This is a genomic window from Cupriavidus sp. USMAHM13 (assembly GCF_001854285.1).
Taxonomy (GTDB): Bacteria; Pseudomonadota; Gammaproteobacteria; order Burkholderiales; family Burkholderiaceae; genus Cupriavidus; species Cupriavidus malaysiensis.
This window is the reverse complement of the sequence record NZ_CP017751.1, coordinates 2,611,123-2,637,809: the sequence shown is the minus strand read 5'-3', so window position 1 is coordinate 2,637,809 and position 26,687 is coordinate 2,611,123. Positions and strand designations below refer to the sequence as shown.

Annotated in this window: 27 protein-coding genes, 1 tRNA gene and 1 pseudogene; 11 read left to right on the top strand and 18 right to left on the bottom strand. The window is 65.3% G+C overall.

Annotated features, from left to right (window positions below; translation table 11 throughout):
- Positions 1 to 14 precede the first annotated feature (14 nt).
- Entirely contained in the window at positions 15 to 1,691 is a 1,677-nt protein-coding gene (locus BKK81_RS11545) for an ABC transporter substrate-binding protein (RefSeq protein ID WP_071012955.1), read from the bottom strand.
- Between the two features lie 162 nt (positions 1,692 to 1,853).
- Between BKK81_RS11545 and BKK81_RS11540 the strand changes: the two genes are divergently transcribed.
- Positions 1,854 to 3,101, top strand: a complete 1,248-nt coding sequence (locus BKK81_RS11540; protein WP_071012953.1) for a Zn-dependent hydrolase — start codon at positions 1,854 to 1,856, stop codon at positions 3,099 to 3,101.
- A 96-nt stretch (positions 3,102 to 3,197) separates the two neighbouring features.
- Here BKK81_RS11540 and BKK81_RS11535 read toward each other — a convergent pair whose 3' ends face one another.
- Entirely contained in the window at positions 3,198 to 4,025 is an 828-nt protein-coding gene (locus BKK81_RS11535; protein WP_071012951.1) for an IclR family transcriptional regulator, read from the bottom strand.
- Positions 4,026 to 4,330: 305 nt separating this feature from the next.
- Between BKK81_RS11535 and BKK81_RS37010 the strand changes: the two are divergent.
- Positions 4,331 to 4,486 (top strand): annotated as a pseudogene (locus BKK81_RS37010) (DUF2848 family protein); the annotation flags it as partial.
- A gap of 254 nt (positions 4,487 to 4,740) precedes the next feature.
- Positions 4,741 to 4,827, top strand: a tRNA-Leu gene (locus BKK81_RS11525).
- Positions 4,828 to 5,038: 211 nt separating this feature from the next.
- On the opposite strand, the gene BKK81_RS11520 is transcribed toward BKK81_RS11525, so the two are convergent.
- From BKK81_RS11520 to BKK81_RS36005, 5 genes are all read right to left on the bottom strand, one after another.
- Complete coding sequence (locus BKK81_RS11520) at positions 5,039 to 7,996, bottom strand: CheR family methyltransferase (RefSeq protein ID WP_071016385.1); 2,958 nt, start codon at positions 7,994 to 7,996, stop codon at positions 5,039 to 5,041.
- 427 nt (positions 7,997 to 8,423) lie between these two features.
- On the bottom strand, positions 8,424 to 8,738 hold the full coding sequence (locus BKK81_RS11515) for a hypothetical protein (protein WP_071012947.1): 315 nt from the start codon (positions 8,736 to 8,738) through the stop codon (positions 8,424 to 8,426).
- 758 nt (positions 8,739 to 9,496) lie between these two features.
- A complete protein-coding gene (locus tag BKK81_RS35375) occupies positions 9,497 to 9,790 on the bottom strand; it encodes a hypothetical protein (protein ID WP_156811242.1) in 294 nt (97 codons plus the stop codon).
- A 217-nt stretch (positions 9,791 to 10,007) separates the two neighbouring features.
- The gene (locus BKK81_RS36390) at positions 10,008 to 10,220 is read right to left on the bottom strand and encodes a GDCCVxC domain-containing (seleno)protein (RefSeq protein ID WP_071012946.1); all 213 of its coding nucleotides are present in this window, start codon (positions 10,218 to 10,220) and stop codon (positions 10,008 to 10,010) included.
- Between the two features lie 12 nt (positions 10,221 to 10,232).
- Positions 10,233 to 10,385 (bottom strand): hypothetical protein, encoded by a 153-nt coding sequence (locus tag BKK81_RS36005; RefSeq protein ID WP_167366674.1) that lies wholly within the window; start codon positions 10,383 to 10,385, stop codon positions 10,233 to 10,235.
- 246 nt (positions 10,386 to 10,631) lie between these two features.
- On the opposite strand from BKK81_RS36005, the gene BKK81_RS37005 reads away from it, so the two are divergent.
- From BKK81_RS37005 to BKK81_RS11490, 4 genes are all read left to right on the top strand, one after another.
- Entirely contained in the window at positions 10,632 to 10,835 is a 204-nt protein-coding gene (locus BKK81_RS37005) for a hypothetical protein (RefSeq protein ID WP_071012944.1), read from the top strand.
- Positions 10,836 to 10,994: 159 nt separating this feature from the next.
- Positions 10,995 to 11,213 (top strand): hypothetical protein, encoded by a 219-nt coding sequence (locus BKK81_RS37000; RefSeq protein WP_156811240.1) that lies wholly within the window; start codon positions 10,995 to 10,997, stop codon positions 11,211 to 11,213.
- 429 nt (positions 11,214 to 11,642) lie between these two features.
- Entirely contained in the window at positions 11,643 to 11,897 is a 255-nt protein-coding gene (locus BKK81_RS11495; protein ID WP_071012940.1) for a DUF1488 family protein, read from the top strand.
- 56 nt (positions 11,898 to 11,953) lie between these two features.
- Entirely contained in the window at positions 11,954 to 12,226 is a 273-nt protein-coding gene (locus BKK81_RS11490; protein WP_071012938.1) for a hypothetical protein, read from the top strand.
- Positions 12,227 to 12,334: 108 nt separating this feature from the next.
- On the opposite strand, the gene BKK81_RS11485 is transcribed toward BKK81_RS11490, so the two are convergent.
- The 5 genes from BKK81_RS11485 to chrA form a co-directional block, all read right to left on the bottom strand.
- Positions 12,335 to 13,432: a hypothetical protein gene (locus BKK81_RS11485; protein ID WP_071012936.1), complete on the bottom strand. Its 1,098-nt coding sequence runs from the start codon at positions 13,430 to 13,432 to the stop codon at positions 12,335 to 12,337.
- Between the two features lie 487 nt (positions 13,433 to 13,919).
- Positions 13,920 to 14,093 carry a hypothetical protein gene (locus BKK81_RS35365; RefSeq protein WP_156811237.1) on the bottom strand — a complete coding sequence of 58 codons (174 nt, stop codon included), beginning with the start codon at positions 14,091 to 14,093 and terminating at the stop codon, positions 13,920 to 13,922.
- Between the two features lie 784 nt (positions 14,094 to 14,877).
- A complete protein-coding gene (locus tag BKK81_RS35360) occupies positions 14,878 to 15,045 on the bottom strand; it encodes a hypothetical protein (protein ID WP_156811235.1) in 168 nt (55 codons plus the stop codon).
- A 188-nt stretch (positions 15,046 to 15,233) separates the two neighbouring features.
- Complete coding sequence (locus tag BKK81_RS11480) at positions 15,234 to 15,854, bottom strand: class I SAM-dependent methyltransferase (protein ID WP_071016384.1); 621 nt, start codon at positions 15,852 to 15,854, stop codon at positions 15,234 to 15,236.
- A 111-nt stretch (positions 15,855 to 15,965) separates the two neighbouring features.
- Positions 15,966 to 17,207, bottom strand: a complete 1,242-nt coding sequence (chrA, locus tag BKK81_RS11475) for a chromate efflux transporter (protein ID WP_071012934.1) — start codon at positions 17,205 to 17,207, stop codon at positions 15,966 to 15,968.
- 340 nt (positions 17,208 to 17,547) lie between these two features.
- Between chrA and BKK81_RS11470 the strand changes: the two genes are divergently transcribed.
- Positions 17,548 to 17,844: a hypothetical protein gene (locus BKK81_RS11470; RefSeq protein WP_071012933.1), complete on the top strand. Its 297-nt coding sequence runs from the start codon at positions 17,548 to 17,550 to the stop codon at positions 17,842 to 17,844.
- Positions 17,845 to 17,964: 120 nt separating this feature from the next.
- Here the strand turns inward: BKK81_RS11470 and BKK81_RS11465 are convergent, their stop codons facing one another.
- The 5 genes from BKK81_RS11465 to BKK81_RS11445 all read right to left on the bottom strand — a co-directional run bounded on the left by BKK81_RS11465 (position 17,965) and on the right by BKK81_RS11445 (position 21,293).
- Positions 17,965 to 18,156: a hypothetical protein gene (locus BKK81_RS11465; protein ID WP_071012931.1), complete on the bottom strand. Its 192-nt coding sequence runs from the start codon at positions 18,154 to 18,156 to the stop codon at positions 17,965 to 17,967.
- 168 nt (positions 18,157 to 18,324) lie between these two features.
- Positions 18,325 to 19,164 carry a hypothetical protein gene (locus tag BKK81_RS11460; protein WP_156811233.1) on the bottom strand — a complete coding sequence of 280 codons (840 nt, stop codon included), beginning with the start codon at positions 19,162 to 19,164 and terminating at the stop codon, positions 18,325 to 18,327.
- 787 nt (positions 19,165 to 19,951) lie between these two features.
- Positions 19,952 to 20,479, bottom strand: coding sequence for a metal-dependent hydrolase (locus BKK81_RS11455; protein WP_071016382.1), 528 nt, complete (start codon positions 20,477 to 20,479; stop codon positions 19,952 to 19,954).
- Positions 20,480 to 20,766: 287 nt separating this feature from the next.
- The gene (locus BKK81_RS11450) at positions 20,767 to 21,027 is read right to left on the bottom strand and encodes a hypothetical protein (protein ID WP_071012928.1); all 261 of its coding nucleotides are present in this window, start codon (positions 21,025 to 21,027) and stop codon (positions 20,767 to 20,769) included.
- Positions 21,028 to 21,029: 2 nt separating this feature from the next.
- Positions 21,030 to 21,293 carry a hypothetical protein gene (locus tag BKK81_RS11445; protein WP_071012926.1) on the bottom strand — a complete coding sequence of 88 codons (264 nt, stop codon included), beginning with the start codon at positions 21,291 to 21,293 and terminating at the stop codon, positions 21,030 to 21,032.
- A gap of 236 nt (positions 21,294 to 21,529) precedes the next feature.
- On the opposite strand from BKK81_RS11445, the gene BKK81_RS11440 reads away from it, so the two are divergent.
- Positions 21,530 to 21,895 (top strand): VanZ family protein, encoded by a 366-nt coding sequence (locus BKK81_RS11440; protein ID WP_071012924.1) that lies wholly within the window; start codon positions 21,530 to 21,532, stop codon positions 21,893 to 21,895.
- A 98-nt stretch (positions 21,896 to 21,993) separates the two neighbouring features.
- Here BKK81_RS11440 and BKK81_RS11435 read toward each other — a convergent pair whose 3' ends face one another.
- Positions 21,994 to 22,851: a 23S rRNA (adenine(2030)-N(6))-methyltransferase RlmJ gene (locus tag BKK81_RS11435; RefSeq protein WP_071012923.1), complete on the bottom strand. Its 858-nt coding sequence runs from the start codon at positions 22,849 to 22,851 to the stop codon at positions 21,994 to 21,996.
- A 193-nt stretch (positions 22,852 to 23,044) separates the two neighbouring features.
- Here BKK81_RS11435 and mnmC point away from each other — a divergent pair, with 193 nt between their 5' ends.
- Together mnmC and tig are read left to right on the top strand one after the other, a co-directional pair.
- Positions 23,045 to 25,042: a bifunctional tRNA (5-methylaminomethyl-2-thiouridine)(34)-methyltransferase MnmD/FAD-dependent 5-carboxymethylaminomethyl-2-thiouridine(34) oxidoreductase MnmC gene (gene mnmC / locus BKK81_RS11430; protein WP_071012921.1), complete on the top strand. Its 1,998-nt coding sequence runs from the start codon at positions 23,045 to 23,047 to the stop codon at positions 25,040 to 25,042.
- A 207-nt stretch (positions 25,043 to 25,249) separates the two neighbouring features.
- A complete protein-coding gene (gene tig, locus BKK81_RS11425) occupies positions 25,250 to 26,602 on the top strand; it encodes a trigger factor (protein WP_071012920.1) in 1,353 nt (450 codons plus the stop codon).
- Positions 26,603 to 26,687: the final 85 nt, after the last annotated feature.

Genomic DNA, 26,687 nt, shown 5'->3' with positions numbered 1-26,687 from the left:
CGCGGGGAGCCTCGTCAATCCATCGACATGGTGGCCAGGTCGATGAACCAGCTTTGCGGCTGCACCACGCCCTTGACCTTCTTCGAGATGGCGCGCGGGCCGACGTCATGCGCGATCAGCACGAAGGGCGCTTCCTCGACGATGCGCGCGTGCAGCCTGGCCAGCGCGGTATCGCGTCCCTTGGCGTCGAAGGAAGTGCGGGCGGTCTCGATCAGCTTGTCGAATTCGGCGTTGCCGAAGAAGCCCCAGTTGTTCGAGACGGGCGGCTGCGTCTTGGTGCTGACGAAGCGGACCATGGCGAAGAAGGGGTCCATCGCGGCGAAGCTGACGTTGATGGCGTTGGCGCCGTGCGCGCTGGCGTCCTTGGCGCCGATGCGCCAGTTGGTGAAGAGCGTGTTCCACTCCACCACGTCGAAGTCGACGTCGAAGAAGCACTCCTTCAGGTTCTGCTGGATGTACTCGTTCATCGGCAACGGTTGCATCTGGCCGGAACCCGACGCCGACACCTGGACCTTGACCTTGACCGGCTTGGCGGCCGTGTAGCCGGCCTCCTGCATCAGCTTGCGCGCGGCGGCCGGGTCGTACTTGATGTGGAAGGACGGATTGCCCCACCACGGATTGCCCGGCTCGACGATGCCGGTGGCGTCGGCCATGTAGCCGCCCAGCAGCGTCTTCAGGCCGGAACGGTTCACGCACAGGTTGGCGGCCTGGCGCACGCGCTTGTCGAGCCAGGGCGAGCCCGGCGCGAAGGACAACTGCCACGGCCATACATGCGGCTGCTGGTTGGCGTAGACCTCGAAGCCGCGGCTCTTGATCTGGGCGATGGCATCAGGGGCCGGCGCCTCGATCCAGTCGACCTGGCCGGACAGCAGGGCGGCCGTGCGCGCGTTGGCTTCCGGCATCGGCAGCATCACGACCTTGTCGATCTTCGGCAAGCGCTTGCCATCCCAGTAGTGGGCATTGCGCGCCAGTTCGAGCCGCTCGCGCGGCACGAAGCGCGTCATGCGGAAGGGGCCGGTGCCCGACGCGTCGGCGGCGAGGGCGACCCAGGCCTGCTTGGCGCGCTCGACCGGCTCGGTGACCGAGGCCGGCACCGCCGCGAACTTCTTCTCCCATTGCGCCGGCGAGGCCATGAACAGGTTGGTCAGGTTGTAGGGCAGGAAGGAGTCGGGCTCGGAGGTGGTCAGCTCGACGGTCAGGTCGTCGATCTTCCTGGCCGCGCGCAGCGTCGGCATGCGCGAAACGGTGACGCCGACCTGGCTCGGATCGAACTGCCGGGCGCTCTTGTCGAGCACCTTGTTGACGTTCCAGACCACCGCGTCGGCGTTGAAGGGCGAGCCGTCGTGGAAGGTCACGCCGGGGCGCAGCTTGAAGATCCACTTGGTCTTGTCCTTGGCGTCGACCTTCCACTCCGTGGCCAGGCCGGGAATCAGCAGGCTCGGGCCGTTGTTCTTCGACAGGTCCCATTCGGTCAGGCTGTCGTAGAGCGGGATGCCCGTGAAGCGGTTGCCTTCGAAGCCCTGGTCGGGCTGGCCCAGGGTGCGCGGGACGTCGGCGGCGGTCATGCCGATGCGCAGTACCTTCTCGGCATGCGCGGCGCCCGGCAGCGTGAAGACAGTGAGGGCGGCGAGGGCGGTGGCCGAGGCGGCGGCCTTCAGGCCAGTTGCGAGAGGGGACGTGATGGGGTTCACTGGCGAAGCTCCTGTGTGGGAAGGGAGGTCGCCTTCGTTCAAGCAAGCGGCGTGCCAGTCGGCGGAAGCACATGGCGAAGGTGGGCAGCCCCCGGCGATGCCCCCGCCTTGGTCTGCTTCTTGCAGGTTGCCGAGCGTGTTTCAACCAACCGACATGTGACCATGGACCAGCAATACCTTCCCCGCATCAACGCCGGACGCCTTTGGCAATCGCTGATGGACCTCGGCCGGATCGGCGCCACGCCCAAGGGCGGCGTCTGCCGCATCGCGCTGACCGAGGAAGACAAGCGCGGGCGCGACCAGGTCGTGCAGTGGTGCCGCGACGCCGGCCTGGCGGTGCGCGTGGATGCGGTCGGCAACGTCTTCGCGCGCCGTGCCGGCACCGACCCCGGCGCGCCCGCGGTGGCGACCGGCAGCCATATCGACACCCAGCCTTCCGGCGGCAAGTTCGACGGCAACTTCGGCGTGCTGGCAGGGCTGGAGGTGATGCGCACGCTCGACGACCTGGGTATCGAGACGCGCGCTCCGCTGGAACTGGTGTTCTGGACCAACGAGGAGGGCACGCGCTTCACGCCGGTGATGATGGGCTCGGGCGCCTTTGCCGGCCTGTTCGCGCCGGACTTCGTGCATGCCCAGACCGACCGCGACGGCGTCAGCGTGGGCGCGGCGCTGGAGGCGATCGGCTACCGCGGCACCCACCCGGTGGGAGAGGTGCCGGGCGGCATGTTCGCGGCCTACTTCGAGGCCCATATCGAGCAGGGCCCGGTGCTGGAAGCGGCCGGCCTGCCGATCGGCGTGGTGTCCGGTGCGCTGGGCCAGCAATGGTATGACGTGACCGTGACCGGCATGGATGCGCACGCGGGCCCCACGCCGCTGGCCTTGCGCCACGACGCCCTGCTGGCGGCGGCGCGCATGGTCGATGCGGTCAACCGCATCGCCGTGTCCGAGGCGCCGCATGGGCGCGGCACGGTCGGCTATCTGCAGGTCTCGCCCAATTCGCGCAATGTGATTCCCGGCCGCGTCGAGTTCTCGGTGGACCTGCGCAACCTGAGCCACGACGGCCTGGACCGCATGGACGCGGCGATGCGCGCGGCCTTCGCCGGCATCGCCGAGCACGCGCGGGTGGAGGTGGAGATCCGCCAGGTGGTGAAGTTCGAACCCTGTGCCTTTGCGCCGGCCTGCGTCGACAGTGTGCGCCGCGCGGCCGCCTCGCTCGGCTTGCCGCATATGGACGTGGTCAGCGGCGCCGGGCACGACGCGGTCTATGTGGCGCAGCGCGCGCCGACCGGCATGATCTTCGTGCCCTGCAAAGACGGCATCAGCCACAACGAGCTGGAAGACGCCATGCCCGAGCACATCGCCGCCGGCGCCGACGTGCTGTTGCAGGCGATGCTGGAACACGCGCGATGAAGTTGGCCGGCGCGTTGGAGCCGGCCATGCGCAACACTGGTGGGGCGGCCTGGTTTGCAGGCCGCTTTGCTTTGTCTTGCGGGCACCCGGCCCGCCTCAGTGCGCCAGGGACAGCGAGATCGCCCGCGCGCATTCGATGACCAGCGGCGCCAGCTTGCGCTGCGCCTCGGCCATGGTCCAGCGGCTGGCCGGCGGTGACACGTGCACGGCGCCCACCGCCATTCCCTGGCGATCGACGATGGGCGCGGCCAGCCCCATGTCGCCGAGGAACAGCTCCTCTTCGTTGACGGCAAAGCCGAACTGGCGGCACGACTGCACGCGCGCCAGGATGGCCTGTACCTCGGTCAGCGTGGCGGGCGTGCGCGCCACGCGCTGGGAGCGCTCCAGCAGCGTAATGGCCTCGGCGTCTGGCAGCGTGCTCAAGTAGGCCCGTCCGGAACTCGTGCAGTACATCGGGATGCGCATGCCCACCGGGGTCAGCACCGGGATGTACTTCGATGTCATCAGCTGCGCCACATAGACCATCTCCAGGCCCACCGGTTCGGTCAGGTTGGCCGTTTCGCCGCTGTCGCGCGCGAGCTGCGACAGGTAGGGGCTGGCCGCGGCGATCAGCGGATCCGCGGCGAGATAGTTGAAGCCGATCTCCATCACCTTGGGGGTCAGCCGGAAGCGCCGCGTCTGCGGATGCTTGGCCATGTAGCCGAGGCATTCCAGCGTATGCACGGTGCGCTGTGCCGAACTCTTGGTCATGCCGGTCAGCGCGGCCAGTTCCGGCAGCGTCAGCGTGCGGTGCGCGGCGCCGAAAGCGCGCAGCACTTCCAGGCCTTTTTCCAGCGATTGGTTGAAGAGCGGATCGGGACGCTCGGCGTCCGACGCTGCGTCGGCGCGCGCGGTTCGAGGGGAGGCGGGCGGCAGGGAGGTCATCTCGTCACGGGTCGGTTCGGGCCGTTGCGCGGCCGCTGGTGCGGGGCCGGGGCCGGGGCATCGCACCATCCGCGGGAGCTGCTGCACCATGGGCAGGCCGTATTGCACCAAGATATGTACATATCGTTTATCGATACCTTTGGCTCGGCATTAATCATACCTGCCCGAAATGTCGCTGGGAACATGCATCGCCATCATTTTCGCCGCGCGGTGCCGAAGGCCATCCGCGAACACATCGACGAATTCCGGAAGAACATTATCCGGACGATGTGACCGACCTTCCTCCCCCGTAACAGGTAGCAGCTATGCCGACACTGCAGTTCCAGGCAGCCGGCGAGGGCGCGCTCGCCCTCGACGTCCGGCAATTCATCGTCGCCGGCTGGACCGGCCGCGATGCCGCCGCCGTCCAGCACCACATCGACGAACTCGCCGCCATCGGCGTCAAGCCGCCCGCCACCGTGCTGGTACTGGCCTGCATCCGCCGGCAGAACCGAGCGCTGGCACCGGCGCCCCGGGGACTGGATTCAGGCGCGCGCTTGCGCTACAATCCGCTGCCTCGTTGCGCTACCGGCGCACGGCACGTCGGCCGCCCGGACCACACTCCGGGCCAGGCAGACAGGAAAGGGCGGGCAGTACCAGCCGCCTTTTTTGTTTGCCGGGGCTGCACAGCCAGTGACGAGCAAGCGCAGGCCCGCCCGGGCCGCGCCCATGGACCGCGAGGGTGGCGAAATTGGTAGACGCACCAGGTTTAGGTCCTGACGCCAGCAATGGTGTAGGGGTTCGAGTCCCCTCCCTCGCACCAACTGCCTTATAAGGCTCTTCTCGTCTCCCCCCAATAAATTTCCGCAATCTCCTGCGCAGCGAGACCACCGGGGCGGGCATACCCTTCCAGCACCCAGCAATTGGGTACTTTTACGCGCAATAATCAGTGCTTGTCCCGGGGATTTTCCTGCGAACGCCCCCCGCAGCCGATGCTGTGATGGCCGCGCACCTGTCGACACCAAGGCACTACGTCATTGAAGTCTTGTTTGCTGATGTCTGGCAATGATGATTGCCGCAGTCTTCGTGAATAACGACGCGAGTTCGAGGTCGATCGGCGTCGGCTCGCGGGGCTCCGCAAAGTACATGGCGAGCGAGCCGAGTGGGGTCCCACGGGTTTCCATAACGGGGAAAGACCAGCAGCCTCGATACCCGAATCTCTTTGCCAGCCAGATCCATGGTTTCCAGCGTGGCTCGATCATGATGTCTCGTGTAATCACCGGCTTCCCCGTCGCAACTGCCAGCCCGCATGCGAGCGATTCCTCGGCAATCAGGAATCCATTCACGCACTTCGCGTATTCGTCGGGCATGCCAACCACATGTCTCAAGCCATCTCCCTGTGCGATGTAAAAGGCGCATCGCCGATCATCTTCGGTTCCATCTGCCAGCGCGCTGATTAGCAGTCCAAGGGAATGCTCGATTGGCGCATTGGTCATCGCGAGCTCGAAAGCTGACATCTGTGCATTGAGCCATATCTCGCGTTGTCGCAACTTGAGTTCGATGATCGTTCGATCTGTGACGTCGGAGAATGTCACGGCGACACCAGTAATTCTTCCTGGGACGGATTGGTAGGGGTGAATTCGTCTGGAGAAATATTTTTTCGGGTCGCGGCTTGCAACAACGATTTCTCGCGACTCCGTGGCATGGAGCACGTCTTGGATGTCGGGGTAGAAGGCCGGATCGTCAAATATTGACACGAGATCGGAGATTTTTCGACCGATATCTGAGTGTGCCAATTTAAAAACGGATTGCATGGCGGGTGTGAACCAGCGTATCCTCAGGTCACGGTCCAGGAAAAGAGTCATGACTTCCCCGGAAAAAAGCACGCGGTTCTGCATGTTTAACTGGTCGATTTTTTCGCGCAACTGGTAGTTCGACTCGTTGAGCTCCTCGTTGCTGGCGTTGAGTTGTGAATTGGATGCTCTCAACTCTTCGTTTAACGCTTGCAATTCCTCCCGGGATGCCTCCAATTCCTCGCGGGTTATCCGTGCGTCATCGTCGCGCCACCGCTCGGAAGCCTCAGGGTAGTATTGCCCATCGGCCTCGCCGGAGGGCGCGTCAGGTGCTTGCGGCTTGTCGAGAATTCCTTCCTCGGGAAGGAATGTAATGAACATCCTATTCCACGCTCCAGCTGGATTTTGCAGTGGCGTCAAGCGCACACCAACTGAGGCTGGATCTTGTGGTCGGCGGTCAAGGTCGATCAGGTTCATGGGCTCATGATCAGAGAAAGCCTGCTGCACCGCGATTTTTAATCTCAGGCTTGAGTTCCTGGAGACAAGTTGGAAGATATTGTGCGTGGGCTCACCGGCAGGAAGGCTCAGGATGCCAGCTGTATTCCCGTAAAGCCTCAGAATGGATCCTGCTTCATCGATTAGTGCTGACGGGAGGCCAGCTTGCTCTAGTGCAATCCGTTGTTCTCCTGCGGCAAGGTTTGCAGTGGTCGTGGTCGGTCTGGTAGGAAGTCTTGCTATACTCGTTCCGAAATGCAATGAGGTTTTGCGGAAGATATTCCATTTGGGGGAGATGACCTCGAATCCTAGATTATTCAGGTGATATGATTCACCTTTTCCAAGAAAGAGATAGCCGCCGATCCTGAGGGAAGAAAACAGGGCGGCAAGCACATGGTCAACCTTTTCCCGCTCCAAATAGATCAATAGGTTCCGGCATGTCACGAAATCGATGCCACCAAAAGGCGGATCCAGGATGAGGTTGTGCGGAGCAAAAACCATTCGCTCACGTAATGGTCGCTTGATGCGGAACTGTTGGTCCACCGCGTAGAAATAGGCGGCGCGACGCGCAAGGGACACGCCGGCAAGGGAACTCTCGTGAAACAGCCCGCGACCGGCGCGTGCCAGAATCTCCGGTGCGACGTCCGTGGCAAACACCGTATAGTCTGCCTGGCCATTGCTCTCCTGCGACACCTCATCGAGAAGCATCGCAATGGAGTAGGCCTCTTCACCTGTGGAGCACGCAGCGCTCCATGCGCGTATCGGCTGGAATTTCTTAGCGGCATGGAAGAGATCCGGAAGGACATCTCTTTTTAGTACTATCCATGCATCATGATCGCGGAAAAATTCGGTCACATGAATCGGAAGCGATCGGCTGAGCGTTTCAAGCTCGATCGGATCATCTTCGATGAGAGACGAATAATCTGCGAAAGTCCATACCCGCCGGGCATCCATGCGCTGTTGGATGCGCCAGAACAAAGGTGAAGGTTTGTAGCCGCTGAGGTCGAAACCAGATTGTCTCCGGATTGAGCAGATGATTCGGTCCAGGGTTTTACTGACGTCGTTCGGCCAGTCGATCGATGTGGACGGTCGCTTGTATTCCGGCTCGATGCACATCAATATCTGCTGTGCGATGGCGCTGACCGGGAGAATGTGGTCGTGGATACCCCGCTGTATGACGGCGTTTGGCATGCTATCGTGCAGGGCTGTAAGCGGGTCTTGGACAATCACGACCCCATCAGCTTGCCGAATGCGCACGGCTCCCGCCGTTCCGTCCATGCCGGTGCCAGAAAGAATCACGGCGATCGGGAATGGCCCGGGGCATCGCGCCACGCTTTCGAGAAAGGCGTCGATGGAATCGATGCCTGGTCGGCGGCCGCCCCCATCGGCAGCTCTTGTTCGAAAGACTCCGTGCTCCAACGTCAGAATGTGTTCTGGCGACGGAATGTAGATGCAATTGGTGTCTGGCCGGGATCCTTCGGTAGCGATACGGACCGGTATTGCTGTCCAGCGGGAGATCAGCGTGGGCAGCATGCTGGAATTCGCCGGGGGTAGATGCTGCAGCACGACGATTGCAAAGGGGATATCGAGCGGTAGCGTTTCGCACAATTTCTGCAGAGCCGTGATACCTCCGGCAGATGCCCCTATTGCTACAATTCTCGGCGCGATAGCGGCCGTCGGACGGCTCGTCGGCAAGTCAGTCATGATGGCCCCCAACATGGGTGCGGATCGGGCGCCGGCAGAATATGTGCGGAAGTCTGCACGACTCGGGCGGCTATATCCTTCTCGATCGTCTAGGCAGAGGATTGCCAAGACGGCCTGCATGAGTTTGGCGAGCCGCTTCGCTGTTTAGTTCCATATCTGCCGCCCTCAGGTTCTGGGGCGAAGATGGAATGGCGATTGGGGGGCGGAAGGTCGCTTCCCGTCGTGCAGCGAAATCTCCGGGAAGCGTAGGCTCCACAAAAAATCAGCGTACCAATTCGATACGCTTCTCTTCAAGGGGAGGGGGGGATTGGCTATGGGGATGCCACGGAGATGGATTGTGCCGAGGCGGTGAGATCAGGCGAGATCGTCGTGGCCTGCCCGATCTCGTCCGGGATCGTCTATATGAGTGAGGTGCGTGGATTTCCGCTCAGCGCGGCGGCTCTCCCGCGGCTTCGAGCAGCCCTGCCAGCGATAGCGTCAGGTATTGCTCGTATTCCGGATTCGGCTGCTCGGCGCGCGTGTCGAGCAGGTCCGTGGCGTTCTGCCTGGCCCTGGCAGCGAGTTGATCGCGGTGCTCATGAGTTTCGAACAGGTCGTGAATCGATAGCTCGGCCAGATCGGACCGTGCCAGAAGCAGATTGAACGCCGTGCGCCAGGCTTTGTTCTGCTGCTCCAGTTCGTTGACCCTGTCGAGCAGGTGCTCGAGGGTTTCCCGCAGGACTTGAAGCTGTGAGTTGTCCATGAATTCCCCGGTGATCGGCTCTTGTGAAGTTGAGAGTTCTCGATTGTTTCACAGGAGAGGGGAGGTACCACATAGGTGCTGCGCGGGGTGCTGCCGATTGCGAGGCTGCCGGTCGAGGCGGAAGAGTGCGCTGGGAAGCCCAAGGATCGAGGGGATCACCGCGCTTATGGCTGTGCCCGGCTGGCACGTCAACCCCTGTCCGGTGTGACAACTGATGGACGTCGAGTTGGCCGCGCTGCAGGTATTCTGGAGGATCCCCCCTGCGTGGTGACGTCTCGGGTATGGGAAAAAAGAGGGCTGGCCGGCTGTCTGGCGACCAGCCCCGCGCAAGAGCGCAAGCGTTGACGAGTGCAGTCTAGCGGCGCCTGCGCGGAAAGTTGTGGCGAAAGTGTGTCGTGGTGCCCCCCCCTGTCGATCGAGCCGGTCCTGGGGCAGCCGTGGCGAGTGACGGCAGACAGAATGAAGGCAAAAGGACGCCGGCCATGGAGGGAGGCTGGCTGGCGGGGAATTCCGTATTCGAAGCACGCGGCGGAACGCTGCCCTTGCAGGATAGGGCCGGCCGTGTCCTCATTCCTCGCCGGATTGTGCTCAAGCTGTTTCGGCGTTGTGTAACGTCGTGTTGTGGAAAGGGGGCGATCGCATGATTGGCGGATGGCCCTGCGCAAGGTGCGCGATCGGCAAGTCGGGGCGAAGGCACGACCGTACGTGGCGGGATGGCTGTTCTTTGTTCCCCCTCTGCATGCGAGAGCGAACGCCACCTAGTGCTTCTTGTTGCGCTGGGGATGACGATTGCCGGATTGGTTCGCATGATGCGATCCCGATCGGTCTTCCGCGCGTGCTTTGCCTTTGTCACGATCCAGGGATTCCTGGCCGTTCGTATTGCGCTGGCCCGTGTTGCTCATGTGGCTACTGGATTGTCCACCTGGCTCCCCGCCCATTCTTTCGCCACTGCCCATGCCGCCGCCCATGCCTCCGCCGCGTGCATGCGCGGTCAGGGCGAGACAGGTCATCAAGGCTGCGGCCACTATGCCGATTGTCAATCTATGGTTCATGCGAGTCTCCTTTCCTGGATTCCTGCACCTGGGACCGATTCGGTACGCGAGAAAACTGTCTCCTTTCTTGCGGGCTTGTCCGGTTGGAAACCCATACCGGGACCTGGAGCGGAGGTGATCTCGGCATAGCGTGGCGAGATTTCTTCGCTAAGCCTATAAACGGGGCGTCCCTCCAACTCGCTGACCGTTGGCGTGGGTTATTGCTGCGCCAACTTCGTTATCTGCAGCATTCGCGCTGCTGCTGGACGGGCGGGCATTTCACCGTCCCGAATGAGCAGAAGACGCAGCAGTCCCCTCGCTCTGGCTGTAGCACGACGCCACAGCCCTGGCACTGGTAGAAGAACTGGCAGGCGTCCGTCGGCATGGTCTCGCGCCGGGAAAAGCCGCAGTGCGGGCAGGTCAGTAGCGACTCGAGAATGACGTTGCTCATGGCTGTCTCACTTCACTCGCGCCTGACTTCGCGGGCCGCCAGGGCGAATCCGGCTGCCACGCCGACCATCACCAGGATCGGGCTCAGGTGGGGCCACTGCCGGGAGAGCAGTCCGGCCAGCAGGATGCAGACGAGCAGGATGGCAATTGCCTTGACGTAACGCATGATTTTCCCTGAGTTGTTTCGCGGTATCGTACTGTATGCCGGCGCTTGAACGATGCCGCGCTTGAACGATGCTGAATAGGGCGGGTGCCTTTCGGTATGCAAGAGCACTGTCTGTGCGATGCGTCAGGATCGATGCTTCAGATCGATGCGGAGCACCGCTGGCGTCGCGTTCACCATTCATTACAGATTCTCGGAACCGGTCCGGATATGCTTGGCCGCACAAAATCCTCACGACAGGAGAGATCGATGCGCAAGGGACTGGCTTTGCTGATCACCTGCAGCGCGCTGCTTGGCGGCTGCGTTGTTGCACCCTACGACGACGGCTATCGCGGTGGCGGCCCTGGCCCGGGGTGCCCGCCCGGCCAGGCGAAGAAGGGCAATTGCCGGGTCGACCCGTACGGCAATGAGTCGTTCTGCCCGCCCGGCCAGGCCAAGAAGGGGAACTGCTGACCGGCCGGCATCGGTCGCGCTCGTCCGCCGCCATTGACGCGCGGTGGGGCGTTGACGGACAACCCGCTTGGTCGGAAGCGGTCGGAAACGATTGCTTACAGCTAGCCGGCAACTCCGTGCATAGGCTAGAAAAAGATCATGGCGAAGAGGGAGGGATCCATGCGGTTCATTCTTGTGTTGCTGGCTGCCTCCACGGTGCTGATGAGCGGCTGCGTCGTTGCGCCATATGGTGACGAACATCGTGGCGATCCCGCCTACCGCGAGCGGGATCGCGATCGAGGTGATCGAGGTGATCGAGGTGATCGAGGTGAGCATCGCGGGTACGGCGACGATCACGATCGTGATCGCGACGACCAGCATCAGCGCGATCGCTACTGAGCTGACCTTGCGCATGATCCACTTGGCGCGTGCCACCTCGATGGGCGCGTCGGGCAAGGCAGGCGCGCCCTTGAAAGGTCGGTTCGAGGTGTGTCTTCATGCTTCCGTGGCTCCCGAGCGGCGAAAAGCCGCCCGGCGGTCACGGCAGTACAGTGGCTCTCATTCGATACCCCATCGCAGCGGGCGGACGGAAGCCCGTCTTGCAGGTGTGCTTCCCTTGTGCTTCCCTTGTGCTTCAGTTCTTCGGCCGCCGAAGCTGAGCGAGGCCGCAGGCCGGAGGAGGACTGGAACTGCCCTGAGCTTCGGGGGCGTATGCGCTGGCGTGGCGACAAGGCGTGGATCGCAAGGCACCTGATTCCATGCCGACGTGGGGCAGGGTGGAATCCGGCTTCGTGCTAGCATGCATCGCTCACCCAACCGGAGACGCCTATGTCGGCCGTATTCGACATCCACACCGCCAGCTTGTCCGAAGACGGCGAGCAGGTCATTTTTGCTATCCGCGCAGGCGCTGCTGCCGGACGAGGCTTCGTCTCGCGTTCGGCCCTGGACGCCCTGACGCAGGGACAGATCGGCCGGCCGATCGACGTTTTCCACGCCCATCGCGACCGCATCCTGGAGGCCGCCAGGCAGAAGTGGGCGGCGGATGCGTCCGGCGATGTGGCGCTCAATAGCTGGGACTTCTGAGTTTTCCTTCTGGCGGTTCCGCACAAGCTTCCCCATAAGCTCGCCTGAGCTTCCTCATGAGCTTCCCCCCGATGGACCTGCGCACGCCGCTGACCAGGCAGCAGTACCTGGACGAGCTGAACGCCCGCCTGCGGGAGTGTCCCGACCTGGCCTCGGTGGTGGTCTTTGCCTTCGACCCGCCCGGTGCCGGGGCCGCGACCGCGACCGGTGTCCGCGCTGACGGTGCGGTCGATGAAGACCTGCTGTGCGTGATGACGGGGATCGTCGAGACGGCTGCGGATGCCTATCACGTCGTGACGGACCCGCCGGCGGCAGCGACTGAGGATTGAGGTGGGCGACGCAGGGTCGCCAGGCCAAGCCAAAGCTGCTGGCTGCGCGCCACAGGATGGCGGGCCGTCCGGCAATGGCCCGCCACCGTATCAGGTGCGCTTTGTCGCCTAGGAGGCGCTCGGCACCAGTGCCACGCCGCGCAGGACCTGGCCGTACGGCGCGGTTTGCATCACGCTGAAGCCGCTTCCGCTTGCCGTCACGGTCGAACCGTTGACGGATACCGTGATCTTGACGAGTTGGTTCGAGTCGGCGCCCGCGTCGAACTTTGAGCCCAGGCTGTTGCCGATCGTGGAGGTCGTCGCGTACAGGGTGAAGGAGCCGTCGCTGTTGACCTGGCCGGTCAGGTTGCGCAGCCCGTCCGGCGTGGTGGTGTAGCTGGCGCCGGCGGTGCCATACGTGCCCTTGGCATCGGTGACGGTGTAGGCGGTGCCGAGATTCAGGCCCGCCGTCAGGTGGGCGATCGGCGTACAGATGCCGCTCTGCTTCTGGTAGACCCAGAGGCCGCCGCTGCCGATCTGCTGGTCGCCGACGACGGCATCACCCTCATCCGCAACGAACATCAGTGACGTGTTGCTCGACGGCATCCACATACCGAACGGATACATCGTGCCGGTGACCTGGCTCGCCGAGGTGATGCCGGCCGGCAGGTTCGTCGCCAGGGTGGTGGGGAAGCCTGGCAGGATGCTGATGGCCGCGTTCTGCGGCAGCTTGCCGCCGTTGGCGAGCACGCCTGCCGCGCCGACCTGGTAGACCGTGTTCACGCCATTACCGCCGCTGCCCTTGGACACGTACATGGTGCCGTCCGGGCCGACATAGAGGCCGCGCAGATTGACATCCTTGCCGGTCTTGTCGGCTGCGGTGGCCGGCGTGGTCGGCAGGCTGGCGATGGTGCCGAGGCTTGCCAGCGAGCAAGCGGTACCGGCCGGCGCGGCCGTGTAGGTGCCGGTGCCCGATCCGGACTGGAAGGTGCCGATCACTTGCGTGAAGGCGCACGTGCTGCCGGCCGCAATGCTCTGTACACCGGTACTCATGCTCAGCATGTCGAGCTGTGCGGTGGTCGGCTTGGGATTCTTGCCCGAGTTGCCGGCGTTGCCCACCATGTAGTACATGCCACCGGCGAGGACCGCCGCACGCCCGTTGTTGCCGCTATAGGCGTTGGTATGGGTGAAGGCGAGCTTGCCGGTGGAGAAGTCGAGCTGGGCCACGGTGCGGTAGGTGGCGGTGGCGACGTCCGTATTGGTGGTGTCCTGTTTAATATGCTAAAAATGTCAAAATGCATGATTATTCCGATAATATGAATATACGTCTTATGAGTGAGACATTAATGCCGTAATTCGCTGTCGGCACGTCGGGCTGGCGGGTGTGCTTGCGATTGCGCCATTGCGCCATTGAGCCATTGCACGACTACGTGCGTGTCGATTGGCGAGGCGTTATCGCGGCTGCCGAGGCGTTGCGCCCTGGGCGGGGTCTGGACGCATGCGGACGCTACCGGCCGTGGGATGCATGGTCCGGCATTGTGCTGAAATGGTGGCTTTTCGCCGGGGAGAGGTTTTGGCGGGATGGCGCGGCGCAGAGAGGCGGCGCCAGGCGCGGGCAGGCCTGGGCTGCGTCAGGCTGGGCGTGCGCGGGCGGTGCCGAAAAACGGGGAGGCCCCGACAGGCGAAGGATCGCCCGGTCGGGGCAGGCCCGCCATCAAGGATCGATGGTCCTGTCCGGGCTTTGGAAAATGAGGCGTCCGGCGAGTCCGAGGCCAAGGGTGATGCCGGCCAGGCCCATGCCGTCGGCATATTGGGGGAACCGCTGCGCCATCAGCATGGCGAGCGTCAGGCAGCCAGACAGGGTGGCAAGAGCCTTGAGGTGCGGCATGCAGTTTCCTCGAGGAGCACGATCATGATACGGATCCTACGCCCGAGGTGCGGTCGCCGAGCCGGGGAAATGAAGGGGAAATCGGCCTCTGTTTCTCTGACTGGAGGGCGGTGATACCAATGCGGCCGGTGGGCGGCGCCAGCGCGAGGGAGGAAGACGCCGGACAACGGAATGGCTCGGTTGCCCGGCGTACAAGGATTGCGCATAGCGGCCTGCGCATGCCAAGTAGAGCACAGTCATGTCGGATCGTGGAGGCGCGGCGAGCTGTGTATCGATTCTCCAACGCCTTTTCCGTATTACCTCGAATGTGGGGTTGGGAGGAAAAGGGGGCTGGCTGGCATGGTTGCCGGCCAGCCTTGCGCAATAGGCGCGCTTGGGAGTGCAGCAACGCTGCTTTAGATAATTTGAACACAGATATAAGTAAAACTTAATGAAATATTTTTGACACTTTACTTTCGCAATTCTTTCGTGGTTGACGCATCGTCTTCGCCATGGGCTCGGGAGGTGAATTCGCGCTGGCGCCCAAGGCGGCAGGCAATACGCAGGGGAATGTGGCGTCGTGGCGCGCCGGGGTGGCAGGCAGGCCGGCTGCCCGGCTTAGCGTTTGCGAGTGAGGGCAATGAACGTCGAGCTGATTCTCGGCGAGCCGCGAAACGTGCGGAAAGGACGGGCAGGGAGGTCGCGGAAACGGGTCGCGAGGCGCGCCGGGCAGGTGGGCCGGCTCAGCGCAGGAGCCGGCGCTCAGCGCCCGGATAGGCCGGGAGCCCGGCCAGGGAAGGGGAAATCAGCTGGCTTTGCGGATGCCGCGGAAGACCGCGCGGCCCGCGAGCGCGAGACCGGACGCAAGGCCCGCCAGGGCGAGGGCATCGTCATACTGGGGATAGCGGTCGGCCAGGACCAGGCTGACCACTACGCAGGCGAGCAGGCAGGCTGCCGCTTTGATGTAGGGCATGGACTTTCCCGAATTCGTTTTAGTGAATCGTACATGCCGTGCGGCGTCGGCATATTGGAAAAGTATGGCTGTTTTCGGCGTCTGCTTCTGCAAACAAAGGTGGCGGATCTGGTCCGCACGCGGTCGGCCGGGGGTATGGCACCGCTGGCGCACCGCCCGCTGTTGCCATGGCTCGGGCCCGATGCCGGTCAGCGCTCCTGCATGCGGCAGAAGCAGTAGGTGAACTGCTGGGGGGCGCCCCAGGGGGTGGTATGGATCTCGGTGGTGCTGTCCATCAACTGGAATGGCGCACCGAAGGTTCCATGCAACTGCTCCGGCGCATACCTCGCAACGTCCAGGCCGCTGCACTGGAGCGGACCGTCCGGCCCGAACGTGGCGACGATCGCATGGCCGCCGACGCGCAGGGCCTTGAGCACCTGCTGGACGTAGCGCCGGCGCTGCAAGTCGGTGGTCAGGAAGTGGAAGACGGCGCGGTCATGCCAGACATCGAGCGAATCCGGGGCGAAGTCGGATTCGAGCACATCCGCAGCGAGCCATTGCACCGCTGCGGCCGCCGTGCCGAGGCGTAGCCGGGTTGCCGCGAGTGCCGTTTCCGACAGGTCGAGCACGGCGAGATTCTCATATCCCGCGGCGAGCAGGTCGTCGACCAGCGTGGCCTCGCCGCCGCCAATATCGATGATGCGGCTGTGGCGGTCGGGCGCGGCGCGCTGGATGTAGCGCAGGGAGGTCTGCAGATGCGGCGCATACCAACTGACCGCGTCGGCGCTCTTGCTGCCATAGACCGCTTCCCAGTGCTTCTTGCTGTTCATGTCGTCCATGCCGCCCATGCCGGTTGCTTGTGAGTTCATCGCGGCCATCCGTGGACTGGCAGCGTGGCCTGGCCTGCGTACGGTGCCGGCGGCAGCCGGCGGATTTTCGCCTCAGCCCACCGCCGCCGGGGCGATGCCGGCCAGCGCGCACAGCAGGACCACCACCAGGGGCGGTGCCTTCCAGCGGGTGAGCAGCACAAAGGCTATCGCGGCGGCGGCAAAATCCGGTTGAGTATGCACCGCACTGGTCCACACCGGGGAATAGAGTGCGCTGGCCAGCAGACCGACCACGGCGGCATTGACGCCACGCATCATGGCCGCGGCCACCGGTCGGGCACGCAGCGTGTGCCAGAAGGGCAAGGCCGCCAGCACGAGCAGCAGGCCGGGCAGGAAGATGCCGGCCGTTGCGAGCGCGGCACCGGCCAGGTGGTGGGGCGGTTCGGCCATCATCCAGCCCAGGTAGGCGGCAAAGGTGAACAGGGGACCGGGCACCGCCTGCGCCGCGCCGTAGCCGGCCAGGAAATCGCTTGACGACACCCAGCCCGTGGCCACGGTTTCGTTCTGCAGCAGCGGCAGTACGACGTGGCCACCGCCGAATACCAATGCGCCCGAGCGGTAGAACGCGTCGAAGACTTCGGCCGCGCGGCCGAACTGCTGGCCGAGCAGCGGCGCGGTGCCCAGCATCAGTAGTGCGCAGAACAGTGCCAGCGCCAGGATTCCGGTCCGGCGCGAGAGCGGGCCGCCTGGCGCGGGTGATGCAGGCGCACCCATGCCGGCGCCATCGGTACGCCGGCACAGCAGCAGTCCCAGCACGGCCCCGGCACCGATGGCGATGACCTGCGCGTAGACCGTTGTCAGCACGCTGAGGAGCAGGATGGCGCTGAGCGCGATGGCCGCCCGACGGTGATCGGGGCACAGTTTGCGCGCCATGTCCCAGACGGCTTGCGCAACGACGGCCACCGCGGCCAGCTTGAGGCCGTGGATCAGGCCTTGGCCGAGCGCTCCGCCGAGTCCCGGCGCGATGGCGGCGAAAGCAAGCAGGAGCAGGATGGAAGGCACCGTGAAGCCGCACCAGGCGGCCAGCCCTCCGAGCCAGCCGGCGCGCAGCATGCCGATCGAGAAGCCGACCTGGCTGCTGGCTGGCCCGGGCAGGAATTGGCACAGTCCGACCAGGTCGGTGAACGCCTCGTCGCTCAGCCACTGGCGTCGCTCGACGAATTCGCGGCGGAAGTAGCCGAGGTGGGCGACCGGCCCGCCGAAGGAAGTCAGGCCCAGTTTGAGAAACACGGCCAGGATTTCGCCGGCGGTGCCATGCGGTCGGGTGGTGGGCGCTGCGCTGGCTGGCGGCAACATATCAGGGTGCGAGTCCGGCTGGTGGGGGCGGGCTGTTCGGCGAACGGCCCGGCGCCGATTCTATCCGGTTTCCATGCCGTGGCGCATGGAGCGCATGATCCCCGCGCGAGGCGCAAGCCCCGGGCGGGTCTGCCGCCGCTCGGATCGGGTGGCCTGCTCGGGCAGGGTGGCGGGCAGTTATCGGCGGCGTATGATCCCGACATGGTCGTCCGCGCGGCTGCCGCAGATGACGGTTTCCTGCCGCGGCCGGGCAATCCGCGCTCCGATATGCCTACAGGCGGCCTGCAGGCCGATCGGTTGCCGTGTCTGTCCGCCGGGTATGAGGGTGAGAGAGGTTGCGATGCTGCTGTTGACACTTGAGGAAACACTGTCGACCCGGACAGAACCCAATGCGAACAGCTTCGTCAGTTCGCGCGCACGGCTGGCGGCATATGCCACCTTGCTGCCCCTCAACGACGCCCTGCATCAGTTGAAGTCCTATGCGGATGTGTACCGGCAGAAGTACACGATGACAGTCTTGTCCTTCCGGCTGGTCAGCGTGGCGTCGATCGGTGATGATTCCGATGCGTCGATGCTGCTCGATCTCGGCGTGGAAATGATCACGCGGCAGTTCGCCTCGCGGCTGGCGGATGCCTGAGCAGCCCTGAAGGGGCGGCCCGCGCTGCAGGGCGCGCTATGGGCCCGTGATGGAGGCCCCTTCTCCTGCGGCGCCTGTGCCGCGCTGTCCCCAAGGCAGCGTATCCGATGAGGTTTCGTGCTACGCGAAATCGCCCAGGTGGTCCGGTTCGTCCGGCATGGTCCAGCGTTCCGGCTGCGACCGGTGGGCCGGCGGTTGCGCGACGGTGGTTCCCGTCGGGCTTGGATTCAGTTGCGTGGCCAGTTCCGCAGGCGGCACATCGACGGCCGCGACTTCGCCGTCCTCTGACCAGAATTTCAAGGTGACGCTCATAGAGGCCTCCGTAGCGTGACACATTCGCGCCGGCGATTCTCCGGCGCGAATTCTACGTTAGGGCGGGCGCATTGCCTCTTGCCATCGTCTATGGCGAAGGGCGTCGGGCGTGCCGGGCGTAAGAGACCCGTGCCTTGAGCCCATGTCAATGCATGGTGAGGCGGGGCATCAGGGTCTGGTACCGACGATCGCTGCGGCGCGGGTGCGTTCGTTGTTCACCGTAACCACATAGAGGCGCTTGCTGGAAGCATCGAAATAGGCGGCTCCCTTCGTGGTCTGCGTGGGGTAGGCGCAATTGGCGTCGAACACGATGGTTGCATCGTAGGCGTTGCCCCGATCGCGTGGTGCCAACGTACCGGAGATGCCGCAGCTATTGCTGGTGCTGGTGCTGATACTGGCGCTCGAGCCGACCAGGGAGCCGTCGCTGCCCACGGCGAGCGTCGCCGTGCCGACGGTGCCGAGCACGCCGATCTGGACCGAATACTGGCCGGCGAGAGCGGAGAGTGCCGGCTTCGCCTCGTACATGGAACTGTAGACCGTTGTCAGCGTCTCCGTGGGGCCGCCCGCCGCGACGTAGGTGACCATGCCGGCGAGCGTCTTCTGCTCCTGGTAACTGCTCGACAGGCTGAGTGCGGTCAAGGTGTTCGCCGCCAGGTTGAAGTCGCGGCCATCTCCGGAAGCATAGCTGCCGCCCTTGGCCGTGCCGCTGCCCTGGATGACGCCGCCGATCTGCCCCGGCTGCCCGGCTGGCGAATAGAAGAGATAGTAGCTGCCATCGTTGAGTACCACGCCGTTGACCGTACGGTTGGTATTGGTCGTGCCGATCCAGATCCCCTCGGCCGCGCTCTGTGGTACCTGGCTCGGTGTCGGTGTCGGTGTGGGTGTCGGCGTGGGAGCCGGGGTCGGGTTCGTCGGTTGCGAGACCAGGGATGACAGGGAGCCGGAGTCGCCCCCGCCCCCGCAGGCCGTCACAGTCGCGGCGGCGATGGTAATCATCAGGTACTTCACATGCATTGTGCTTCCCTCGCTGTTTCAGCTTCCGTTGCTTGTTCTGATTTCGATGCCATCCGCTGCGCATTACCCATTGGGGCCGGCGCCGTCTTTCCGGCGGGAGTATATTTTGCCGAACAGCGTGAGCGCCCGATCGTGTGCATGTCTCCGCGACGTGCGGCCTGGATAATCCATTTCCCCGCGGCGTACCAATCCTGTGCGCGAAATGACCTGACTGGCGGGAACGCCGGCGTCGACAAGCCAACGCATCGGACCGAGGGCAATGGCAACTGGAAAACGGCGATTTTAGTCCTTGTTGGTCCGGCTGTGCTGCCTTGTCACGGGCGGGGCTGTGGGAATCCCGTGAGCGGCGTGGTAATGCCCTTCGTTGGTGGGGTTTTTATCCTGAAAGGATGGCTGGGAAATAAATGGCTTCTCTTTCGATATTCGATCGGCATGTGTGCGGGGTGGGCAGACAATATGGCGGCACATACGGTGCCGGGGTTTGCGCAGAGGGATTTTTGCCAGGGCTGCCATAACCCGGGGAAGGGTCAGGAACCTGGTTCTCGGACGGGAGATCCGGGTCGGGAGCAGGGGCCCCTTGGTTGCCCCCTCAGCTGCCCCTTAGCTGCCCCTCAGCTGCCCCTCAGCTGCCCCTTAGCGAGGCCCGGATACCCGAATCGTGTCGTGAGTCATGCGCCCGGTATCCTCGGGAGGGGGGGCGTCGTCGTGCTCTGGCTGCGGAAGGGCGGCATGGATGCCGGCAGACGCCTGCGCATGCCGCCGCAAGGTGCGCGTTGCCTGCTCAGGAAATCGGGCGCCCGGCGCGTACCACGTCGACAAGCCAGCGGCTATGGATACCGTGGAACCAGACGTGGTCGGCGACCGCGGCGGCGGCCAGCCATGCAGCTGCAATAACGATCAGGTCGCAGCGGCCGCTGTTCCAGAGCTTGAGCGAGTGCCTGCCGTAGATCCAGGGTACGCCACGGGGATTCGGCCAGTCGGCCAGCAGGTGCATCAGTCCACCGCAGGCGAAGCCGAAGCCCAGTGCGGCGACGGGATGTGCGGCCAGCGAATGGTAGGCCCAGGCGCACGCAGCGGCCCAGCCGATGCCCCAGTGAGTCAGGGTCCGATGCGTGATCCACAGCCGGCGCGAACGCGACCACCAGGCCACCTCGAGCCAATCCGGAGCCGTGCCGCCGGCGATCGCGCCGAACAGCGCCAGGCCGGCCCGGAGTCCCTGGGGGCCGGCCGTGCCAGCATGAGCGACCAGCGCTGCGGCGATCAGGCCTGCAGCCCATCCGGTCGCGTGGTGGGCTTTGTTCGAGGCCATGTTGTTGCGGTGCAGGTCAATGGAAAGAGGGGGCGCGATGGTCGCCGGCCCGCGCGGAAATGGGAAGTAGCAGGGGGCGCGCAGCAGGGGAAGCAGCGGGGGAAGCAGCGCCCCCGTCCGCCAGGCTGGTTGCGCCGCGGATGCCGGCTCGCCGCGCGGGTTGCCGTGGCAGACGGCGTTGGCTGGCTGCAAGCGTTCGAGGGTGACCAGGCATGCGATGTGTTCGGCCACCCCTTGGCCGACTCAGAAGGAGGGGGCCTGGCGAGGACCGGGGGTTGGTTTCGGACTCAAAGAATGGGAAAGCGCGCGGCCCTGGGGCCGGTGATCGCGGGCCGCGCAACCGGAAAGCGATGACGTTCGCCGCCGGCCTCGAAGGACAGGTAGTCGGGGGGCCATGGCAGTTGCGCAAGGAGGCTGGTGTGCAGCCCGTTCACCAGCAGCACGCCCTCTGTCACGCAGACCGCCGCGCAGGGCAGGCGGAGCGACTCGGCGTGGCCGCCGATCGGATCGGATTCCAGCGAGATGGCATCGACCGCGAATTGCACCATGTTCAGTTCCGTGAGGTGTCGGCCGGGCTGATGCGCATGCCGTCCCGGCTGTTGAAGTCGATCCGCGGCCGATAGCCGTACTGGCGCAAGCGGCGCAGGTCGGCCTGGAGTGCGCCGCCGAGGCTGGCCGCCTGGCGCAGCGCCGCATTACCCATTTCGAAGCTGCCGCAAGCCGGGCAGGTGTAGACAAAGCCGGCCGGCCCGCGTTTGCGCATGCGTTCGGCGGCGGACTTGCAGAGCGGGCAGTTGGCAGGTTCTGGGCGCATGGCGTTCCTCGGCGGGGCTGGCGGCGGGCCAGGGCAGGTCAGGCGACGGATCGTCGAAGGCGATGAATACTGTATGAATATACAGTATAGCTGGCGCGCATGCGGCAGGGAAGTCCTGCTGCCGGAAAGGATGTCGGTGTCCCGCCGAGGAGGGGATGGGCCGGCCAGCGGCATCCCTGCGGTGGTGTTGTCGCTACAATCGGCGTCCGTCCGCGCCTTCCTCCGGAGTTCGACCCATGCCGCTGTCCCCGCGCGCGCCGCGTCTCTGGCGCTGCCTCTTCTGGCCCTGCGTGCTGGCCGTGCTGGTCCTTTCGCTGATCCCGCCCGAGCCGTATGTGCCCACTACCGGCTGGGACAAATCCAACCATATGCTGGGCTTCGCGGTGCTGATGCTGACAGGATGGCGCGCGTACCCGGCATGGCCGGGCCGGGTCTGGCTTGGCCTGCTCGCGTTCGGGGGGCTGATCGAGATCCTGCAATCCTTCACCGGCTACCGCTCGGCTGAGTGGCTAGACTTGCTGGCCGATGCCGTGGGACTGGCGCTGGGATTCGGCGCCGGACTGGCCGTGGCGCGCATGTGGCCGGCCGAAAGGCGGGCCTGAGGGCCGGGCGCGTGCCGGCGCTGCTCCGTCGGCGCCTGGCGGCGCGCGGAGGGAGCTGAGCGAGGGCCGCGCCTGCGCTGTGCCCCCGCCGGCCGGGCTCAGGCTTCGTGCGATTCGATCAGGAAGCCGGCGCCGTCGTCCTGCGCGAGCAGGCCGGACAGCATCGGCATCGCCTCGCGCAGCGTGGCTTCGAGGCGCCATGGCGGATTGACGATGAACATACCGCTGCCGTGCAGCCCGAGGCCGCCCTCGACCGGGTGCTTGACCGTCAGCGTGACGTGCAGCCAGCTCTTGAGCGGCAACTGCTTGAGCTGGACGGGCAGTTGCAGCGATTCGCGGCGCTGCACCTGCGGGTACCAGATGGCATAGACCCCGGTGGCGAAGCGCTCGATGCCGTCCTTGAGGGTCTGGACGGTGCGGGCGTAATCCTGCTTGTCCTCGTAGGAAGGGTCGATCAGCACCAGCGCGCGGCGCGGCGGCGGCGGCAGGATGGCCTTGATGCCGCCGAAGCCGTCACCGTCGTAGAGCATGACCCGGCGCCCGGCGCCGCGGAAATTGTCGCGCAGGACCTGGATCTCGGTGCTGTGCAGTTCGAACAGGCGCAGGCGGTCCTGCTCGCGCAGCATCTGCCAGGCCAGCCACGGCGAACCGGGGTAGTGGCGCAGCGTGCCGTCCGGGTTCAGCGCGCGCACCTGTTCGAGGTAGTCGTCCAGCAGGGCGGGCAAGGCGGTACCGCCGGCGGCGGCTTCCCAGATGGGGGCGATGCCGGTGGCGTACTCGGCCCGCTTCTGGGCGTAGGCGTGGTCGAGTGCGTAGAGCCCGGCGCCGGCATGGGTGTCGATGTACCAGAACGCCTTGTCCTTTTGCGTCAGGTGGTCGAGCAACTGCACCACGGTGGCGTGCTTGAGGACGTCGGCATGATTGCCGGCGTGGAAGGCGTGTCGATAGCTGAGCATGGGGTGGGGCGCCTGCACGGCCGGCGCGGTGAAATGCCTGGGAAGGGCGCTATGCTACCATCCGGCCCGCCCCAGGTATGCCCGAAGTCCACCTCGGGCCCACCTCGGGTCCACCTTGCGCTGTCCCGCTTCGCAGTCCTTACGCTCCTTCCGTGCACCACCGGCCCCAGGCCGGACCCTGTCCCCGCGCTCCATGCCACGAGCACTCGAACCTGCCGAACCCATCCTTTCGCCTGACGGCACGCCATATTCCCCACGCTACGCGGACGTCTATCACAGCAGCCAGGGCGGCCTGGCGCAGGCGCGCCATGTCTTTCTCGGCGGCAACCGGCTGCCGCAGGCCTGGGGCGCGCGCGAGCAGTTCGTGATCGTCGAGACCGGCTTCGGGCAGGGCCTCAACTTCCTCGCTACCTGGCAGGCCTGGCGGGACGATCCGGCGCGCTGTGCGCGCCTGCATTTCGTCTCCATCGAGAAGCATCCGTTCACGCAGGCTGGCCTGCGCGAGTTGCATGCCGGCCTGGAGGCGGCGCTGCAGCCGCTGGCGGTGCAGCTGCAGGCTGCCTGGCCGCTGGCGCTGCCGGGCCTGCACCGGCTCGCGTTCGAGGACGGCGCGGTGGTGCTGACACTGGCGCTGGGCGACGTGGAAACCTTGTTGCCGAAGCTCGCATTGGGCGCCGACGCCTTCTATCTCGATGGTTTCTCGCCGGCGCGCAACGCCGACATGTGGGCCCCGGAAGTGATGAAGGGACTGGGCCGCCTGGCGCGGCCCGGCGCCACGCTGGCCACCTACACCGCGGCGGGTTTCGTCCGGCGCGGCCTGCAGGCGGCGGGGTTCGACGTGGCCAAGGCGCCGGGTTTCGCCGGCAAGCGCGACATGACGGTTGCCAGCATGCGCACCGAATGGCGCAACCGCCGACGGCCGCCGGTCATGCCGGCGCAATGGCCGGAGCGCCATGCCATCGTGATCGGCGCCGGGCTGGCCGGCTGCGCAGTGAGCGAGCGCCTGGCGTCGCGCGGCTGGCGCATCTCCTTGTTCGATGCCCATCCCGGGCCGGCACAGGAGACCTCGGCGCATCACGCCGCGGCTATGCATGCGCACCTGTCCGCCGATGACAGCCTGCTTTCGCGTCTGTCGCGGGCGGGCAACCTGTATGCCCTGCGGGCCTGGCAGGCGCTGGCCGAGGCCGGTTACCCGGTCGGCTGGCACGCCTGCGGTGTGCTGCAGACCGGGGCGGACGAAGCCGAGGCGGCCATGCTGCACGGCGCGCTGCAGGCGCTGGGTTTCCCGCCCGAATACGTGCGCTGGATGGCGCCGGAGGAGGCGGCCGCCAGCCACGGCGCGGCCGTTGCGCGCGGCGGCCTGTGGTTCGGCCAGGGCGGCTGGGTGGCGCCGCCGGACATCTGCCGCGCCCAGCTGGCACGGGCCGGCGCGGCGGTGCAGGCCCGCTTCGGCTGCACCGTGGCCGCGCTGGCCCGCACAGCGCACGGCTGGCAGGCGACCGGCACCGCCGGCGAAGTGCTGGCCGAGGCGCCGGTGCTGGTCATGGCCAATGCGCACCAGGCGGAGCGCTTGCTGCCGCTGCAATTCCTGCCCTTGCGCCGGGTGCGTGGCCAGTTGACCACCTTGCCACCCGAGGCGGTGGCCGCGCTGGGGCGCTGGCCGGACTGCGTGGTCACCGGCGCCGGCTACCTGCTGCCGCAGGGGGCGGACGCTTGCGCGCGCGTCGGTTCGAGCTATGAAGACGATGCCGGGCCGCGCTTCGAACGGCCGGAAATCCACGCGGCCAACCTGGCGCGGCTGGCGGCGCTGTTGCCGGCCACGGCCGATGCCGCGCGCGCGCTGGATCCGGCCAGCTTGCGCGGCTACGTCGGCGTGCGCACGGTGTCGCACAATCGCCTGCCTTTTGTCGGCGCAGTGGCCGACGAGGCTGAGGCGGCGCGGCACGCGCAGGCCCTGCGCGGCGCGCACCTGCGTGATCTGCCCCGCCTGCCGGGGCTGTACGCGGCGCTGGCCTACGCTTCGCGCGGGCTGACCTGGGCCGCCCTGGGGGCCGAATTGCTGGCCAGCCAGATCGAGGGCGAGCCCTTGCCGCTGGAAAGCGACCTGGCGGACGCGCTGGATCCGGCGCGGCTGCTGCTCCGGGCACTGCGTCACGGACACCTGGAAGCCGGTGGGCGGCAATCAGGGTAAAAACTGCCGGAAGCGAATCAAAACCGTGCGATAATGGTCGTTTTCCGTTTGCGCGGAGAGTTTGCAGTTCGCGAGTGCCTGCCGGTACCAGAGTGATCTGGCGTGCCGGTGCGCCGTGGCTGACGCTTCCTGCCGGTGCGCCGCACGGACTGGCGCGCAATCGGATTGGCTGACGAACAAACACATCACTGGATTGGATTGACGACCATGTCGAATGTCATTGAAAACCTCGGCAAACTGGACCGCAAGGTGACCCTGGCCATTCCCAAGGCCGAAGTCGAGAAGGAAAAGCAGGAGCGTCTGGTTCGCCTGTCGAAGACGGTGAAGATGTCCGGCTTCCGCCCGGGCAAGGTGCCGATGAAGATGGTCGAGAAGCAGTACGGCCAGCAAGTCGAATTCGAAGTGCGCTTCGACAAGGCTGCGCGCAAGTTCTTCGACATCACCAAGGAACAGGACGTCAAGGTCGCGGGCCAACCGAAGTTCGAGGTCAAGACCGAGGGCGTGGCTGATGACCAGGTGGCGTTCGACGCGACCTTCGAGGTGTACCCCGAAGTCACGCTGGGCGACCTGTCGAGCGCCGAAGTCACCCGCACCACCACCGAAGTGAGCGAAGCCGAGATCGACAAGACCGTCGACATCCTGCGCAAGCAGCGCGTGCACTACCACGTGCGCGGCGAGGCCGGCGAGCACGGTGACGGCGGCAGCGTGGAAGCCAAGAGCGGCGACCGCGTGACGGTCGACTTCGTCGGCAAGATCGAAGGCGAAGAGTTCGCCGGCGGCAAGGCCGAAGACTTCGTGTTCGTGCTGGGCGAAGGCCGCATGCTGCCCGAGTTCGAGCAGGCCGCCCTGGGCCTGAAGGTCGGCGAGAGCAAGGTCTTCCCGCTGGCCTTCCCGGCCGACTACCACGGCAAGGAAGTGGCGGGCAAGACCGCCGAGTTCACCATCTCGATGAAGAAGATCGAGTGGGCGCACCTGCCGGAAGTCGACGAAGCCTTCGCCAAGTCGCTGGGTATCGCCGACGGCAGCCTGGACAAGATGCGTTCGGACATCCGCGAGAACCTCGAGCGTGAAGTCAAGCGTCGTACCCACTCGATGCTGAAGGACCAGGTCATGGAAGCACTGATCAAGGTCAGCGAGCTGGACGTGCCCAAGGCCCTGATCGAGCAGGACCAGGAGCGCCTGGTCGAGATGGCCCGCCGCGACCTGGAGCAGCGTGGCATGCCCAACGCCAAGGCCATGCCGATCCCGGCCGAGATGTTCGCGCAGCAGGCCGAGCGCCGCGTGAAGCTGGGCCTGATCCTGGCCGAGATCGTCAAGGCCAATGGCCTGGAAGCCAAGCCCGAGCAGGTCAAGGCAGAAATCGAAGACTTCGCCAAGAGCTACGAGGATCCGAAGGAAGTGATGCGCTGGTACTACGGTGACCAGCAGCGCCTGGCCGAGATGGAAGCCTACGTGCTCGAAAACAACGTGGTAAATTTTGTGTGCGACAAGGCCAAGGTCACCGACAAGCAGGTGAGCTTCGAAGAGCTGACCGCCCAGGGCGGCCCGCAACAGGCCTGAGTCCGGCGCAAGCCGGCCGGCGGCGCCGAGTGTGCCGCGCGGCCGGTGCCGCCAGGCAGCCTGCGCTGCCTGGCCATCACCGAAT